The organism is Rheinheimera sp. 1928-s (assembly GCF_029269265.1).
In the GTDB taxonomy this organism is placed as follows: domain Bacteria; phylum Pseudomonadota; class Gammaproteobacteria; order Enterobacterales; family Alteromonadaceae; genus Pararheinheimera.
In genome coordinates, this window is record NZ_JARIXP010000004.1 from 162,360 (window position 1) to 179,201 (window position 16,842).

Annotated in this window: 14 protein-coding genes; 5 read left to right on the forward strand and 9 right to left on the reverse strand. The window is 46.4% G+C overall.

Annotated elements, in window-relative coordinates:
- Positions 1 to 106 precede the first annotated feature (106 nt).
- The 9 genes from P3C17_RS11065 to dapA form a co-directional block, all read right to left on the reverse strand.
- Complete coding sequence (locus P3C17_RS11065) at positions 107 to 1,693, reverse strand: S8 family serine peptidase (protein ID WP_300929497.1); 1,587 nt, start codon at positions 1,691 to 1,693, stop codon at positions 107 to 109.
- A gap of 327 nt (positions 1,694 to 2,020) precedes the next feature.
- The gene (gene ihfA / locus P3C17_RS11070) at positions 2,021 to 2,317 is read right to left on the reverse strand and encodes an integration host factor subunit alpha (protein ID WP_008898181.1); all 297 of its coding nucleotides are present in this window, start codon (positions 2,315 to 2,317) and stop codon (positions 2,021 to 2,023) included.
- Between the two features lie 2 nt (positions 2,318 to 2,319).
- On the reverse strand, positions 2,320 to 4,707 hold the full coding sequence (gene pheT / locus P3C17_RS11075) for a phenylalanine--tRNA ligase subunit beta (protein WP_300929498.1): 2,388 nt from the start codon (positions 4,705 to 4,707) through the stop codon (positions 2,320 to 2,322).
- Between the two features lie 13 nt (positions 4,708 to 4,720).
- Positions 4,721 to 5,701 (reverse strand): phenylalanine--tRNA ligase subunit alpha, encoded by a 981-nt coding sequence (gene pheS / locus P3C17_RS11080; RefSeq protein WP_127026486.1) that lies wholly within the window; start codon positions 5,699 to 5,701, stop codon positions 4,721 to 4,723.
- Between the two features lie 172 nt (positions 5,702 to 5,873).
- Positions 5,874 to 6,572 carry a DnaA regulatory inactivator Hda gene (hda, locus tag P3C17_RS11085; protein ID WP_300929499.1) on the reverse strand — a complete coding sequence of 233 codons (699 nt, stop codon included), beginning with the start codon at positions 6,570 to 6,572 and terminating at the stop codon, positions 5,874 to 5,876.
- 8 nt (positions 6,573 to 6,580) lie between these two features.
- Positions 6,581 to 7,702: a DUF2066 domain-containing protein gene (locus P3C17_RS11090; protein ID WP_300929500.1), complete on the reverse strand. Its 1,122-nt coding sequence runs from the start codon at positions 7,700 to 7,702 to the stop codon at positions 6,581 to 6,583.
- Positions 7,703 to 7,728: 26 nt separating this feature from the next.
- Complete coding sequence (locus P3C17_RS11095; protein ID WP_300929501.1) at positions 7,729 to 8,364, reverse strand: YchE family NAAT transporter; 636 nt, start codon at positions 8,362 to 8,364, stop codon at positions 7,729 to 7,731.
- A gap of 323 nt (positions 8,365 to 8,687) precedes the next feature.
- Complete coding sequence (bamC, locus tag P3C17_RS11100; RefSeq protein WP_300929502.1) at positions 8,688 to 9,749, reverse strand: outer membrane protein assembly factor BamC; 1,062 nt, start codon at positions 9,747 to 9,749, stop codon at positions 8,688 to 8,690.
- 10 nt (positions 9,750 to 9,759) lie between these two features.
- Complete coding sequence (dapA, locus tag P3C17_RS11105; protein ID WP_300929503.1) at positions 9,760 to 10,641, reverse strand: 4-hydroxy-tetrahydrodipicolinate synthase; 882 nt, start codon at positions 10,639 to 10,641, stop codon at positions 9,760 to 9,762.
- 142 nt (positions 10,642 to 10,783) lie between these two features.
- On the opposite strand from dapA, the gene P3C17_RS11110 reads away from it, so the two are divergent.
- The 5 genes from P3C17_RS11110 to P3C17_RS11130 all read left to right on the forward strand — a co-directional run bounded on the left by P3C17_RS11110 (position 10,784) and on the right by P3C17_RS11130 (position 16,833).
- Entirely contained in the window at positions 10,784 to 11,311 is a 528-nt protein-coding gene (locus tag P3C17_RS11110) for an ACT domain-containing protein (RefSeq protein WP_233077875.1), read from the forward strand.
- A gap of 21 nt (positions 11,312 to 11,332) precedes the next feature.
- Positions 11,333 to 11,806 (forward strand): thioredoxin-dependent thiol peroxidase, encoded by a 474-nt coding sequence (bcp, locus tag P3C17_RS11115; RefSeq protein ID WP_300929504.1) that lies wholly within the window; start codon positions 11,333 to 11,335, stop codon positions 11,804 to 11,806.
- Between the two features lie 103 nt (positions 11,807 to 11,909).
- Positions 11,910 to 13,022, forward strand: coding sequence for a PQQ-dependent sugar dehydrogenase (locus P3C17_RS11120; RefSeq protein ID WP_300929505.1), 1,113 nt, complete (start codon positions 11,910 to 11,912; stop codon positions 13,020 to 13,022).
- A 16-nt stretch (positions 13,023 to 13,038) separates the two neighbouring features.
- On the forward strand, positions 13,039 to 15,069 hold the full coding sequence (locus P3C17_RS11125) for a TonB-dependent receptor (protein ID WP_300929506.1): 2,031 nt from the start codon (positions 13,039 to 13,041) through the stop codon (positions 15,067 to 15,069).
- A 303-nt stretch (positions 15,070 to 15,372) separates the two neighbouring features.
- Entirely contained in the window at positions 15,373 to 16,833 is a 1,461-nt protein-coding gene (locus P3C17_RS11130) for a M48 family metalloprotease (RefSeq protein WP_300929507.1), read from the forward strand.
- Positions 16,834 to 16,842: the final 9 nt, after the last annotated feature.

Below are 16,842 nucleotides of genomic sequence, written 5' to 3' on the forward strand. Positions count from 1 at the left end.
AATAAAACATCGGGCGAAAAGACGATGGCCTGAACAGGCCTTTTGCAGTACAGCAAAAGCTGCGCCTGATGACGCAGCTTTTATAGTTACTTAAAAAGCTGTTCTATCAATAAGAATAGCTCATAGTCACACCACTAAAGGTTGTATAAGCCCGGATCCCCACATGCCAGGTACCAGCTTGCGGATTAGTGATAGTGCACTGCTCAGCATTGCCATTTAAGTAAGGACGGCAATTGTATTGGCTTGTTGTAGGCTGACTGTTGTAGCGCACATACAAGTCAGCATCACCAGTTCCCCCTGATATGGTAAAGGTTAAGCTACTGACCCCAGCTGGGATCACGTAAGAGCCCCGCAACCAGTTGCCAGTGCTGGCACTCAAGTTAGTGAAGGTCTCGCCACCTGTGGGCGGAGGATTACCGCCACCACCGCCGCTACAGCCATTGGCTGTCAGATAATCTACAGCAGCTTTGGCCTGCACTATACCAAAACCAAAAGAGTTATCACGACCTGCTGTGCCTCTGTCCTGTGCTGTGACTTGCAAAGCACTGCGGATTTGTGGCGCTGTACATTGTGGATGGTTGCTCCAGACTAAAGCCGCCACGCCAGCAACATGTGGAGATGCCATAGAGGTACCGCTGATACTGTTGTAGCCACCATTGTTCCAGGTTGAATTCACAGCGACCCCAGGACCTGCTAATTCCACCTGAGCGTTACGCTGGGAGAAACTGGCCAGATTGCGGTTTGAATCCACAGCCGCCACTGAAACCACTGCATTGTAAGACGCAGGATAAGACAAACTGGTATTACCGGCGTTACCCGCAGCAGCAATCAGCAACATACCATCATTGTAGAAATTCGTCATGGCGGTTTGTTCAGTCTGGCTGGAACTGCCGCCGCCTAAACTCATATTCACCACTTTAGCGCCTGCATCCTGACAAGACTGAATGCCATCAATCAAATCAGAAGCAAAAGTCCAGTTGCCAGAGTCGTTAAATATTTTGACGATGTGAACACCAGCCTGACCTGAAGGTAACACCCCCACTACACCATCATTGTTATTCAGCGCCACCATAGTACCCGCCACATGGGTACCGTGACCGTTCCCATCAGTGGACCAACTGCCATGACCAGAGAAAGCAAAACCTGTCACGCCTGAACTCGGTAAATCGACATGATTTAAACGATAACCCGTGTCAATAACACAAACCGGAGTGTTAGCCGCATTGTTATCACTGACCTGATTGGCCTGAACCATTGGAATACCATAAGGCGTGCTTTGCGCCATTGGCGTGATCAGGTCAAACAAATAACGTTTTTGATCCACTTCGATGTACTGCACTTCAGGGTCGGACACCATAGCTTTTAACTGGCGTGGATTTAATTCCAGCACGCTGGATTTGACTGAACTTAAGTGCCGGATCACTTTGCCTTTGTACTTACGCGCAAAGGTTTCCGCTCTTTGCACTGAAAATGCAGGAGCGGACTGAGCGCCATTTTGCAATGTGCCTGTGGTGCCATCTTTATATTTGACGATGTAACGGGTGGTACTGTCGTCACTTGGGTCAATTACAGCAACACTGGCAGCAGTGACAAACTCTGGTCCCTCTACTGCAGCAGCAACAGCCACTGAAGTTAAGGATAAAGCAAAACAACCAGCAGTTCCCAGTAACAGTACTTTGTTTCTATTTTTCATATGTGTACCTTGTAAGAATTTTGAAGTCCATGATGTGAAGTTGCATCCTGCGGCTCCAAACTTAGCAAGGCATGAAGTTTATTCTTTATATTAAAGTTATATATTTATTATAAATTTTTTACAATTTATTGAATTTATTAAAACTTGTGATTTTCTGTGCAAAAACTCTGTAGTGATAGCACAAAGAAATGGTCGAAGAGTTCGCTGCAGGACAGAATTGTTGCTCTGACCACTCTGGTTAGACTAAACATGGGTAAGCCGGGGTTTTTACAATGAAAAAAGGAGTGCCCGCAAGGTACACTCCTTTTTTAACGACAAAATAAGACATTACTTCTTGGCGGTGCCTACTTCGACTCTGCTTTTTAACTTCTGGCCTGGTCTGAAGGTCACCACACAACGGGCAGAGATTGGAATATCTTCACCTGTTTTTGGGTTACGGCCTGGCCTTTGGTTTTTCACTCGCAGGTCAAAATTACCAAAACCTGACAGTTTTACCTGGTCGCCTGCTTCCAAAGCAATGCGGATCTCTTCAAAAAAAGATTCGACTATTAATTTTGCATCGCGCTTGCTGATGCCAAACTTGGTAAATAAACGTTCTGCTAAATCGGCTTTGGTAAGCGCCATTCTTAATCCCTCAACGTTGCGTTGAACTCTTTGCTCAGCACCTCGACCACAGAAGAGATAACCTGTTGGATATCTTTATCTTCAAGCGTTCGCGCCTTGTCCTGCAAGGTTAAAGCTATTGCTAATGACTTATAGCCCTCAGCGACACCCTGCCCTGTGTAGACGTCAAACAATTTTAGGTCAACTAATTGATTTCCGCCAACTTTTCTAATAGTAGCAAGGATATCTGAAAAACGCACATCAGATTTCACAACAATAGCTAAATCGCGACGGTTTGCAGGGTATTTTGAAGTTTCCTGAGCTAAAACAATGTGTTTATCACCAAATGCTTCAAGTTCTACTTCAAATAAAAAGGCTTTGCCTTTAATACCCAATTTACGTTCCGCTTCCGGATGCAAGGCGCCAAGCACACCTACAGCTTTGCCATCCCGGTTTAACTGAGCCGTTTGACCCGGATGTAAGGCGCTGTGTTGACCTGTAGCGAAAGTAAAACACTCTGTAGCTGAAGTGCAGCTTAACAGCGCTTCCACATCACCTTTAATATCATAAAAATCAACGGCCCGCTCTGCGATGGTCCAGTGTTCGTTGCCATAACTGCCAACAATAACACCACCTAAAACCGGTACCTGACGCACACCACCTTCAGCATTTGCATCCGGAATAAACTTCAGGCCATATTCAAACAAACGAATACGGGTCTGCTGACGATTCTGATTGTACTGCACAGCTTGCAATAAACCTGGCCACAGGTTTAATCTCATCGCTGACATATCCACCGAAATTGGATTTGGCAGCACCAGAGCAGTCTGACCCGGGAACAAAGTTTCCTGCACTTTCGGATCAACAAAACTGTAAGTAATAGCTTCCTGATAACCACGGGCCACTAACAAATCGCGTAAGCTGTGCACAGAAATACGGCTTTCCTGATGTTTGCTCATCGCAAGCGCTGCTTGTGGTGCTACATTAGGAATATTGTTGTAGCCATAAACCCGAGCTACTTCTTCGATTAAATCTTCAGGAATAGAGATATCAAAACGGTAGCTTGGTACTGTCACCTGCCACTCGTCACCTGATACCTGAACCTGCATCCCTAAACGCTGGAAAATTTCAGTGACTGTCTCGGTTGCAATAGAAATGCCTAAAATACGGTCCAGCTTAGTGCGGGTTAACGCAATTTGAGCTGCTTTTGGCACGTGCGCTTCTGACACAGCTTCCACCACAGGGCCAGCTTCACCACCAACAATAGCGAGCAGCAATGCTGTTGCTCTTTCCATCGCAGTACGTTGCAATTCTGGGTCAACACCACGCTCGTAGCGGTGTGAAGCATCAGTGTGCAAACCGTATTGACGAGCTACACCTGCCATTTCAACCGGAGAGAAAAATGCGCTCTCAAGGAAAATGTCGTTGCTGTCTTTGGTTACACCACTGTGCAAACCACCAAAGATACCGGCCATAGCCAGTGCTTTTTGGCTATCGGCAATCACCAGCGTATTGGCTTTTAACGTGACTTCGTTGCTGTCCAACAGAGTTAGCTTTTCACCTTCTTTGGCCATACGCACATCGATATCACCTTCGATTTTTGCTAAATCAAAAGCATGCATTGGATGACCTAGCTCCAGCAAGACGAAGTTGGTGACATCCACCACCGCATCAATAGAACGGATACCAGAGCGGCGTAATTTTTCCACCATCCAAAGTGGCGTAACCGCAGCTGTGTTGATGTTGCGAATAACACGGCCTAAATAACGTGGACAAGCCTGTGGAGCAGATAACTGAATAGCTTTCACATCGCTGATTGTTGCGGCAACAGCGGCAATGTCAGGTTGTTTGACGTCTAAGTTATTCAACACGCCTACTTCACGGGCTAAACCTTTTAAGCCTAAACAATCAGCACGGTTTGGCGTTAAATCCACTTCAATGGCATTGTCGTCTAACGTCAGGTACTGACGAATGTTCTGGCCCAGCGGCGCATCCGCAGGCAGTTCAATAATACCTTCTGAACTTTCCGCCATACCCAGCTCAGATAAAGAACACAACATACCGTTCGATGGCTGACCACGTAACTTAGCAGCTTTAATTTTAAAATCGCCAGGCAATACAGCGCCTACTGTCGCAACCACAACCTTTAAGCCCTGACGGCAGTTGGCTGCACCACAGACGATATCTAATAGTTCACCAGTGCCGATATCGACTTTGGTGATTTGTAACTTGTCGGCTTCCGGGTGACGACCACATTCAACCACGTGGCCCACTACTACACCGCTAAACTCACCGGCAACAGGCTCGACACCGTCGACTTCCAGACCGGCCATCGAAATTTGTTCTGCTAACTCATTGGTCGATAACTGCGGGTTGACCCACTCACGTAACCAGGATTCACTGAATTTCATTATCTGCTCCCGCTTATCTGAATTGCTTTAGAAAACGCAGATCGTTTTCGAAGAATGAACGAAGGTCTGTTACGCCATAACGCAACATGGTCAGACGCTCAACGCCCATACCAAAAGCAAAACCGCTGTAGATTTCAGGGTCGATGCCAACAGAACGTAATACATTTGGATGCACCATGCCGCAGCCTAATACTTCCAGCCATTTGCCGTTTTTGCCCATCACGTCCACTTCAGCTGAAGGTTCAGTAAAAGGGAAAAAGGACGGACGGAAACGGATTTGCAGGTCTTCTTCAAAATAGTTATTCAGGAAGTCGTGCAAAATACCTTTGAGTTCAGTAAAGCTGACGTTTTTATCGACCATCAAACCTTCCACCTGATGGAACATAGGGGTGTGGGTTTGATCGTAGTCATTACGATACACACGGCCAGGGGAAATGATCCGCAGCGGTGGCTGTTCTGTTTCCATAGTCCGAATTTGCACACCAGAGGTCTGAGTACGCAGCATCAGCTTAGGATTAAAATAAAAGGTGTCGTGATCAGCACGGGCCGGGTGATGCGTTGGAATATTCAGTGCATCAAAGTTATGGAAATCATCTTCGATTTCCGGGCCATGTTTAACTTCAAAACCCAATTCACCAAAAAAGCTTTCAATACGGCGAATGGTGCGGGTTACAGGGTGCAGACCACCGGCTTCTAAAGCACGGCCTGGCAACGTCACATCAATCTGCTCTTTTGACAGTTTTTGTGCCAGTTCAGCCTGTTGCATCTGGTCACGTTTAGTGTTTAACGCATCCTGCACTTGTTGTTTTAAGTCATTGATCTGTTGACCGGCAGTTTTGCGGGTCTCCGGATCCATGGCGCCTAAAGATTTCAGCAACTCAGTGATGCTGCCTTTTTTGCCCATAAAGGCCACACGCACGTCTTCCAGTGCATTGATATCGTTCGCTACAGCGACTGCCTGTAAGGCTTCTTCTAAAATGGCGGTTAAGTTCATCGCTATCCTCAGACCAGCGTTAATCCCCTTGGTACCTGAAGCGGCAGCTTTGTCGGCTGCAGCAGCATTTACTTCGGGTAGATAAGTCGTATAAAAAGGTGGCAATAATACACCAGATTTACGCTCAGAGCTTGCGTAAAATAAGGCTTTTTTTAGTTCAAAGGACGAAAAATCAGTGAGATAAGCTCAGCATATCTTTGACAAAAGGGATGGTCAGCTTACGCTGATGCACTATCGAGGCTTTATCCAGTAAATCGAGAATTTGCACCAGTTCACGAATATCACGTTGCTGACGGTTCAGTAAAAACCGTGCCACTTCATCCGGCAGTTCCATGCCACGTAAACGGGCTTTTTGTTGCAACAATTTTTGTTTGTCTTCATCACCTAATAAACGCAGCTGAAAACTGGTACAGGCCTGCAAGCGAGACACCAAATCAGGCAAGGTGATACCCAATTCAGTCGGAGCCTGATCAGCGACAATAATCAAAGCTTTACCCTGCTCTGTCATGCGATTGTATAAATCAAACACCGCCACTTGCCAGCTAAGATCCCCTGCTATGGCCTGAATATTATCCAGGCAAACCAGATCCAGCTCTTCCAGTTGATCCAAAATCCTTGGACTCCAGGCCTTAAAATCTTCCAGACTCAACAACTGGCTAGTCAAGCCCAGCTCCTGCGCCTGCACGCAAGCGGCGTACAACAAGTGCGATTTACCGCTGCCACTGGCACCGAATAAATACACAGGCAGGCGGTGTTCAAAAGGAGTGGTTAGAAAGTGTTTGATGTAACCCACTACAGGGCTGGTTTCAGCCCCATAGAAGGTATCAAGGGTTTCGTCTTCCGGCAGAGTCACGGCCAGAGTGTATTGCATTGGAATCATTAGTTCGGAACATACCTGTAACGTAATACAGCAGGCAGAGCTTCTTGCTGCGGTTCTGCAACTTCTGTCGCCATTTCCGCAGCCATTTCAGAAAACAGCTCGTCCGCTGCATCTGTTGTTTCAATTGGGGTTGTTTGCTCAGCCTGGGTTTGCAGCGATTGGAAACGACGTTCCAGCGATAAAGAGTTAATAAAAGCACTGCGGTCTGCCGCCAGTTGCACTTTAAACTTCAATAAATCGGCTTTACGCTCCTGCACTGTCACTTGTTTTACCGACAACATGGCGCTCAGTAGCTGTTGGACCTTGACCTGATCCACGAAATTAGTGAGGCCTTCGATATCCAGTTCCAGTTCGGTTTGGCCCTGTTGGCTGCCTAGTTGAACGGCAAATTTGCCAGCAAGTTGCGCCGTTAAATCGGTTAAAAACTGACTGGCTAATTCCTGTTGTGAGCTCGCCAGTAACTCATTGCTGACCAATTGGCCTGCTTCATAACCTTGCCAGGTCAATCGGTATTGAGCTGCGGAAGGCTGGTCAAACAACAAGATCAGTGTTTGATCGGCATTAAATGGCAAACTAGCTTGCTCAATCAGCAACCAATTACCAGCCCAAACTTCGTCTTGAGATAAAGGTGGCACATAAGTGTCGCTTGCTGTTGGTAGATCCAATGGCAAAGCAATGGCCGATGCCTGTTGCTGTAAATGAGCCAGTACCGGATGAACTGCGCCTTGCATAAATACCCGGCTTTCAGAGGTTTGCTCCACTGCCCAGAGTACTATGGCTGGCCGTCGGCTGCCCCAAATCGCGATCTGATGCTGACTTAACAACTGTTGCACTTTTTGCTCGTCCAGTCCTACTTTTAATGCAGGTCCCTGCTCTGAGCTGACAGCAGCAAAGGTTTTAATATAGTTACCGGCATTTTTCAGCTCGGCTTTGATAGAAGCCTGTTCAATCACTTGAGGATTGACTGTCACTTTCACCAAGACCTGCGCCAGAGCCTGTTGTTGCCAGGCACTTTGGCTTTGACCTGCTGGCACTACGGCCTGATACAAATCAGTTAATTGTTTTGCGTGCGCAACATTCAGGCACGATATAAAACATAACACAGCACTAAGTAATCTCATCTTTTACCCTTAACCTGCTAATACTCTTAACCAGCTAAAACAGGGAAAATACCCTTTAAGCCAAGACTGATAAACTCAATGGAAATAGCCGCCAAAATGAGCCCCATCACCCGGGTGATAATATTCATCCCGGTTTGCCCTAATCTGCGCGCTATTTTACCTGATAAGCGCATCAGGATCGCCAACAGAATACCAACAACTAGTATTTCTGCTGAAATTATCAGGTAATGAAGCCAACCGTCAGCTCTGTTGGCATACAAAATAACAGAGCTGATAGCGCCCGGACCTGCCAGCATTGGCATCGCCAGCGGCACCACCGCAATAGAGGACTTTTGTGCTGCTTCCAGTCGCTCCGCTTCGGTACTTTTGGCACCACTGGTCTGAGCGTTCAGCATCGAAATTGCCATCAGCAGAATTAAAATACCACCGCCAACCCTGAATGAATTGACCGAAATACCAAAAAAACCAAGGATAAACTCACCGAAAAACAGCGTGACCAATAAAATCACAGTAGCAGCTTTGGCTGCTGTCATCGCTACCTGTTTTTTGTCCTGCTCACTGTGATCCGCAGTTAAAGACAAATACATCGGCAAAGCACCCAAAGGATTTAAGATAGCAATGATGCCGATAAAAATTTTCAGGTAATCCTGCACATCAAGCATTTGCTGTCCTTTATTTGCTTATGAAAGTGATTAAATTCAGCCTAATCATAGCGTTATTTTATTCTTCCTGCATGGCTTGGGCAGGTCAGCTTTATTTGCTTGCTGTGCGACTAGAGTTAAGGAAGGCATCACTAGTCGCAACACTGTGGCCGACATTTGCGACATACAGTCCTTCCATCTACATAAAAAAACCACCCGCAGGTGGTTTTTTGGACTCTGTTTCAGGCTTCGATCTCACACAGATCCGTCACTTTTTCTGCACTGTGACCTGGTGCAAATAAAAACAGCCGTCAGTGCGATCACCTTTTGCCTGTCCAGAGCTGTTACAGGTCTATATTATCTTTTCTAATAATTTGCACCAGAGTCTGATGCAAGGCCGTGACTTGGTCTGCTGTAAATGCTTTTCCTGAACTGTCACGCCAGCTCAGACTGGTTCCAACCTGAGTCTTTGACAACACTAACTGATAGTCACCTGGTGTTAAAGGCACTGCTATAGTTTCTTGACTGCCCCACAAGGAGTCCCAGAAACCAGCTTCAGGCTGCTGATAAGTCAGGAAGAAAGTGTAATTGGTTCTGTCCAGATCGTTCACCAAAAAACCGTTCTGTTCAAACATCAGTTCTAATTGTGACCAGGCAGAATCAATAGGCTGGCCTGTCAACATAGCAGCGTTACCTTCAGCATCAAATCCTGTAGTCAGGGTGATCTGACGGGATTGAGCTTTCTTCAGTCTGATCTGTGCCAGTTCTACCGTCGCAACTTTATCCACCAAACGATTGAGGAAGTACACTTCTTCACGTTTTTGCGCTAGCGCAGACAATTTAGTGTCATTGTCAATAAAGCGATGCTCCAGCAACTGTACCCGAAGGCCTACAGAACGACCGTGACTTTTAGGTTCAAGAACCACCAGAAAACGGCTTTGCTCTTTTTCCACCATATCTTTCCACAGCCAAAAACCTTCTTCTTCAAAACGGCTGACCCAACCTGTTTCAAAAACTAAAGCGTCCTGATCTTTCTGTGTGATTTCGATTTGTTTCTCTGTACCAAAATCCTGAACATTCTTTCTCAGATAAGGTAATAACTCGCCGGTAAACTCCGAACGTTCAAACCAAATCCGGGCTTCTTTCTCTTCTTCCTCTACCCTGCTATTGGTCGCAAGTGCCAGCACCTGCATAGGTGATTTCAGTTCCACTTCCGTCACAGGGGCGTTTGGAGCAGCAGGAATATCGAACTGTGCAGGTTTTTTCGCTGCAACCAATCCGGTTGGTACTTTTAACTCAGCCACTGGTTTCGCCTCTGTAGCTTGCTCAGCAACATCTTCAGGGAACAAAGAACAACCAGATATAAACAAAGAGGCAACTAAGCTTGCCGGGATCCAATACTGCACTATAAAACTCCTACACATTAATCTGGGCTTGTTTCAGCGCTTGTTCGATTACGCTTTGATGAATTGGTTCCAATCGGGTTAAAGGTAATCTTGCCATGTCATCAGCAATTAACCCCATCTTCAGCAGCGCCCACTTACTCGGAATAGGATTGGCTTCAATAAACAACTGATGATGTAAGCCTTGAAGCTTATGATCGAGCTGCTGAGCCAATTCTGTATTTTTTTCTATCGCTGCTTTTGACATCTGAGCCATTAAAGCTGGCGCTATATTGGTGGTCACCGAAATGACGCCATGACCACCTTTTAACATAAATTCACAGCAACTGGCATCGTCGCCGCTGAATAATAAAAAATCTGCCGGACACAAAGCCTGCAATTGAGCCAGACGTTGCATAGAGCCAGTAGCTTCTTTAATACCAACAATGTTCGGGGTTTTCGCCAGTTCGGCCACAGTTTCCGGCAACAAATCCACGCCGGTACGGCCAGGCACGTTATATAAAATAACAGGCTTGTCTGTAGATGCAGCAACAGCCTGATAATGCGCCAGCATACCTTTTTGCATCGGCTTGTTGTAATAAGGTGTGACTGTTAAAAAACCTGCTACTGGTAATGTGGATAAGATTTTTGTCTTCTCCACCGCATCAGCAGTGGAGTTCGAGCCATTGCCCGCGATCACAGGAATGCGACCATCGACCTGAGCCAAAACCGCCTTGAGCACTGCTAATTGTTCGGAAAAACTTAAAGTCACGGATTCGCCAGTGGTGCCCATAATCACCAAAGCGTCGGTCTGATTGTTCAGATGGAAGTCTACCAGCCGCTTCAGGCTGCCATAGTCCACAGCACCATCAGGATCCATAGGGGTGATCAAAGCAACAATACTTCCGCTAAACATGCTAAAGGCTCCATAATTTTCAGGCTGCCTATGGTAATGACGCACGACAACAAACACAAGCAAGGGACTGTCACACAGGTGAAATTTACGCTAAATATGCTAAACTTCGCAGCCGTTTTTCATTCAGAGACATCAACTTAGCATGCCACAACAATTGGTCGTCACTGCAATAGGTGCAGACAGAACAGGGCTGGTCAGCCGTCTTGCCCGCCTGGTTACAGACTGTAACTGCAATATAGTCGATAGTCGTATGGCTATTTTTGGTAATGAATTCACTTTTATTATGTTGTTATCCGGTGATGCAGTGGCCATCAGCCGTATTGAACATTTATTGCCTGGATTAGGTTTTGAACTTGATCTGCTGACCATGACCAAACGTACATCTGCTCAGCCAACCGCAGCGGTCAGTGCACATTATGTGCTGGAATACACAGGTAAGGATAAAGTAGGCACTTTAGGCGCCATTGCGACTTTGCTTGCCAATCACCAGATTTATATAGGTGCACTGCGCACCGAAACTTTAACCCAGGCTGAGACTCAACAGCTTTTAAACCATTGCACTATGACGGTACAACTGCCACAAGGTGCACAAGTTGAGCTGATTAAGCAGGACCTGTTTGCATTACTTGACCAGCTTCAACTGACAGGGCGTTTTGAAGCCCAGCTTTAATTAAAGGAAAAGTGAAACCCCATGAACAGATTAACAGCAGGACAACAAGCACCGGATTTTAGTTTGCCAGACCAAAAAGGGCAGATAGTACAACTCAGCACTTTGTTAAAACAAAGCCGTGTGTTGGTGTACTTTTACCCTAAAGCCATGACGCCAGGTTGCACAGTTCAGGCCTGTGGCTTACGTGACAGCAAAACACAGCTTGCACAATACAAGGTTCAGGTTGTGGGGATCAGCATCGACGCCCCTGCCCGTCTGGCTAAATTTGAACAAAAAGAGCAATTAAATTTTACCTTGTTGGGTGATGAAGATCACAACGCAGCTGAAGCCTTTGGGGTTTGGGGTGAAAAGAAATTTATGGGCAAGATTTACGACGGTATTCATCGTATTAGTTTTTTAGTAGAACAGGATGGTACAGTCAGCAAAGTCTTTGATGACTTCAAAACCAGCAATCACCATGATGTAGTGTTAGCTTACCTGAAAGGTCAGGCTTAACTCCGTTAATCCCGTCCATCTGGATAACAGCCGCATTTTCGGTACTTTTTTTCGGTATCCATTATGCTCAATTTTTTAATTTGTTTAAAAAAGGATCTGTTGTATGCATAAACTGTCCCTGCTCAGCCTGATTGTAGGCCTTAGTCTGACCGCTCAACCTCTGTTGGCCGAATCTTTAAAAACTGAAAAAGTGACTCTGGACATGCAAACGCTATCCTCCGGACTCAGTCACCCATGGGCCATGCAGTTTTTGCCAGACGGCTCCTTCCTGGTTACAGAGCGCACAGGCACTTTGCGCTACATTAGCAAAACTGGTGAAAAAAGTGAGCCTATTCAAGGTGTTCCAGCTGTTCACGCCAAAGGTCAGGGTGGTTTATTAGGCTTGGTACTGGATCCGGATTTTGCCAAAAATAAAATGATCTACATCAGTTACAGTGAACCTCGCGATGGCGATGTCAATGCAACAGCTGTGGCCAGCGCAATACTGGATGGCCAGACATTAAAAGAAGTGAAGGTGATTTTCCGACAGGCTGAAGCCATCAACAGCAACCACCATTACGGTGGCCGTCTGGTATTTACCCCTGCCGGTGAATTGTTTATCACTTTGGGTGATCGGGGCTCACGTCGTGATGACGCTCAAAAATTGTCAGGTCACTTTGGTAAAGTGGTCAAAGTAAATAAAGATGGCTCAGCAGCTGCTGGTAATCCTTTTGCAACCCAGGCTGATGCCAAAGCCGATGTCTGGTCTTATGGTCATCGCAATATTCAAGGCGCTGCCATTCACCCACAAACCGGCCTGTTATGGACTCATGAACATGGTCCTCAGGGTGGCGATGAAATTAATATCGCTACTGCTGGTAAAAACTACGGCTGGCCTGTGATCACCTATGGTGAGGAATACGGCGGTGGTGTAATAGGCAACAAAACCAAAGCAGGTTTAGAACAACCATTGCATTACTGGGTGCCATCTATAGCCCCTAGTGGTATGAGTTTTTATACCGGCAGTCAAATAAATGGCTGGCAAAACAACCTGTTAGTTGGCTCACTTAAATTTGGTCAATTGGTTCGTTTAGAACTGACGGGCGATAAAGTCAGCCACGAAGAACGTATTCGCATCGGTTCGCGGATACGTGACGTACAGGCAGGACCTGATGGCGCAGTCTATCTGCTGACAGATGAAAATGACGGTAAGTTATTACGTTTATCACCACAGTGATGAGAACCTTCTCTAAATGAATTATTTACCTTTTAAACTGAGCGCTTTAGCGCTCAGTTTTTTTTCTGTAGCCCTAAGCGCAGAAGAAAATAAAATTCCCGATGAAATCCCGAACGAAATAATAGTGATCACAGCTCAGGCACAACAATCGCCCTGGCTCGGCAGCGCTGCCAGTAGTTTTCGCAAAGACTTTAACAGCCCCTCGCTGCAGATGGATGCCGCCGCTTTATTACAACATATTCCAGGTATTCAGGCCGACAGCAGAGCCAACTATGCGCAGGACAGCCGTTTAAGTGCCAGAGGCTTTGGCAGTCGCAGCAGTTTTGGCATTCGGGGCATTCGCCTGCTGCAGGATGGTATTCCGCTGTCCAGTCCGGACGGTCAGGGCCAATTGAGTTCAGTGTTACTGGATCAACTGGCATCCGTTGAAGTGCTCACAGGCCCGCTTGCAGTCTTGTATGGTAATGCAGCTGGAGGTGTAGTCGCGCTGCAAAGCCGCTGGCCAACAGAAAACTCAGCCTCAGTACAATTAAGTCACAGCCCGTTTGCCCGCCAGCAGCTGCTATCAGGCGCTTTGGTGCAGGGCAATCATGCGACGTCCCTGAGCCTGAAGAATGCAGAGTTACAAAGCTCTCGCCCCCACAGCAATGCAAAAAAACAACAGGCGCAGTGGTTATGGCAAAGCAGTTTTGACAATGAGCTCAAACTACAGCTGCGCTACGATTGGTCTTATGATCCGCTGTTACAGGATCCATTGGGCTTAACTGCACAAGAGTGGCAAGACAATCCTCGCCAGACTGCGGCCAATGCGCGCAATTTTAATACCCGTAAATTTACCAAACAACAGCAATGGAGTCTGAACCTGTCGCAACAATTGGCGGAGCAAAGCTGGCGTCTGGCAGCCTGGTCTGGTCAACGTGATGTGGGTCAATACTTAGGTTTTGATGGCATAGCCCCAACCTCAGCCGGTGGTGTAGTTGATTTGAGCCGGCCCTATCAGGGACTGGATGCGTCGTACAGCTGGCAATTGGAGCAGCTTCGTTTCAGTATCGGCGGCGCTTTGGAACAAAGCACAGACGAACGCCGGGGTTATGTCAATAATCAGGGCATACAAGGAGATTTACGCCGCGATGAAGAAGGTGAAGTGCAGTCAGCTGATTTGTATAGCCGTTTTGTGCTGGATTTAAGCTCTGCCTGGCAATTAAGCGGCGGAGTACGACACTCTGAACTGGATTTTGATGTGACAGATTTTTATATCACAGCACAAAACCCGGATGACAGCGGTTCCACGTCTTTTGCCAAAACCTCTGCAGCTTTAGCCCTTAATTTTGCCCAGACTGAGCATTTATCCTGGTATATCAGTGCCGGTCGTGGTTTTGAAACCCCAACCTTTACTGAAATGGCCTACCAGAGTAATGGCGATGGTCTGAATCTCGACCTCAAAGCCAGCACTAATCAGCAATGGGAACTGGGGAATAAATGGCAGCAAAATAACTGGCGTTCCAGTGTGGCTGTGTTTTTAGTTGAAAGTGAAGATGAGTTAGTGGTGGATCAGTCGCTTGGCGGTCGCACCAGCTACCGTAATGCCAGCGAAACTAAACGCACCGGGGTCGAATTATCAGCCTTATGGTTTGCTTCTGCTTCATGGCAACATCAATGGACTTTGACTCAACTCAATGCCAGTTTTGTGCAGGGTGATCTGGACGGTAAGTTACTGCCAGGTGTCGCTAAGCAACAGGCTCAGTGGCAAATCAGCTGGATGCCATTGCAAAGTTCAGAATGGCTGTTGCAACTGGACACTTTGTATCGCAGCAAAGTAGCAACCAGCGATCAAAACCTGTTATTTGCGCCCTCTTCTACTGTGTACCACCTGAAACTGATGGGTGAATCAAGCTTGTCCTCTATGCAACTGCGCTACTGGTTGGGTTTGGACAATCTGACCGATAAAAACTATGTCGGAGCTGTTGTCGTTAATCAGGCCAATGGACGTGCTTTTGAACCTGCTTTGCCCCGCTCAGTTTCTTTGGGACTTAGCCTGAGTTTTTAATAGTATCGCAGAGCTTCTCTTTAACGGGGTAAGCTCTGCGTTCTGTTAAAAAACAGATTGTGTTGAACTTCGTCGGTTTTTTTCTGCCAAAGACAATGAAATTAATCAGTGGCTTACCAACATTTAACTGAACCACTGTAGACTCTGTTTTACCTTTGCTTTGTTAAACACCATGGCACAAATATAGAGATGATCTATCTCTTTGCTTTGGTTGCAGATTTATCAAAAAAAGCTGGGGTAAGCAGACCAAGTGAATTAAAATTGCCTGTGTTTAAAGCCGGTATGACTGAGTTCAAAAAATAAATGAAGCAATTTGCAGTAAAAACACAACTCGTGAAACTGAGCCTGTTCAGTTTATGTTTAGCTCTGGCCTCCGTAAACGCAGTGCAGGCAAACACTGCTTTGCCTGATATTGGCGGCAATGCCTTTTCAACCTTAACGCCTGACAAAGAAAAACAGTTGGGCGATGTGATGATGCGTCAAACCAAAAGCCAGCTGCCTATGGTATATGACCCCTTACTCGACGAATACCTGAACTCCATGGGCAACCAAATGGTGGCTAAAGCTCAGGACGTCAAATTTCCGTTTCGGTTTTATTGGGTCAATGATAAGAACATTAACGCCTTTGCCACGCTCGGCGGCAATATAGCGTCCCATACCGGAACTCTGGCTGTTTCAGACAGTGAAAGTGAATTTGCCTCGGTAATAGCACACGAAATTTCTCACGTCACGCAGCGCCATATAGCCCGTTCTGTCGAAGCCCGCTCACAAAACGGGCCATTAACACTTGCTGGTATTTTAGGTTCAATTTTGCTGGCGACAGTCAATCCTGAAGCAGGCATGGCCGGGATTATGGCGTCTCAGGGGCTGGCACAGCAAAGTGCGATTAATTTTACCCGTAGTAACGAACAAGAAGCAGACCGTATAGGTATTCAACTGCTGGCCGATGCAGGCTACAACCCTTATGCTGTGCCTGAGTTTTTTAACAAGCTGGCGGAAAAAAGCCGTTTTGCTAATACTCAGCTGGCTTTTTTATACACTCACCCTTTGTCACAATCCCGGGTTGCCGACTCACGCTTAAGGGCGGAACAATACCCTAAACGTTTTGTTGCAGACAGTCAGGATTATGCTCTGGCCAAAGCCCGGGTGATGGCACGCTATCACTACAAAACCAAAGATGCACAAAGCTATTTTTTGCGTAAACTGGCAGAACCAGGCGGCAATACCAAGGCCAACCAGTATGGTCTGGCTTTAGCTTATTTTGATGACAAGCAAGTGGGGAAAGCGGATCAAATTATCACTAAGCTGCGTCAGCAAGAACCAGATAATTTGTATTACATAGATGCTTACACTGACATTCTGCTAGCACAAGGCAAAACTGAACAAGCAATGACCATGCTGGAGCAACAGTATTTACTCAAACCAAACAATCAGGTGGTGACACTGAATTATGCCAATGCGGCTATTCAGGGAAAAGCCTACCGACTGGCTGTTCACTTGCTGCGCAATTTACTTTATTACAAAGATGATCTTTTCCCAGCCTATGAAATGCTGGCAGATACCTACAAAGCGATGGAAGATTTTGCGCGTTACTACGAAGCCAGAGCTGATGTGTATTACCAAATGGCAATCTACCCTAAAGCTATTGATGATTTAAACGAGGCATTAAATCATCTGGAGCCAAATAACAGCTTAGAAAACCGACGGATTGAAGCTAAGAAAAAACAATGGCAAACCGAATTAAACCGTCTGAAACGTTTATAAACTCAAGGC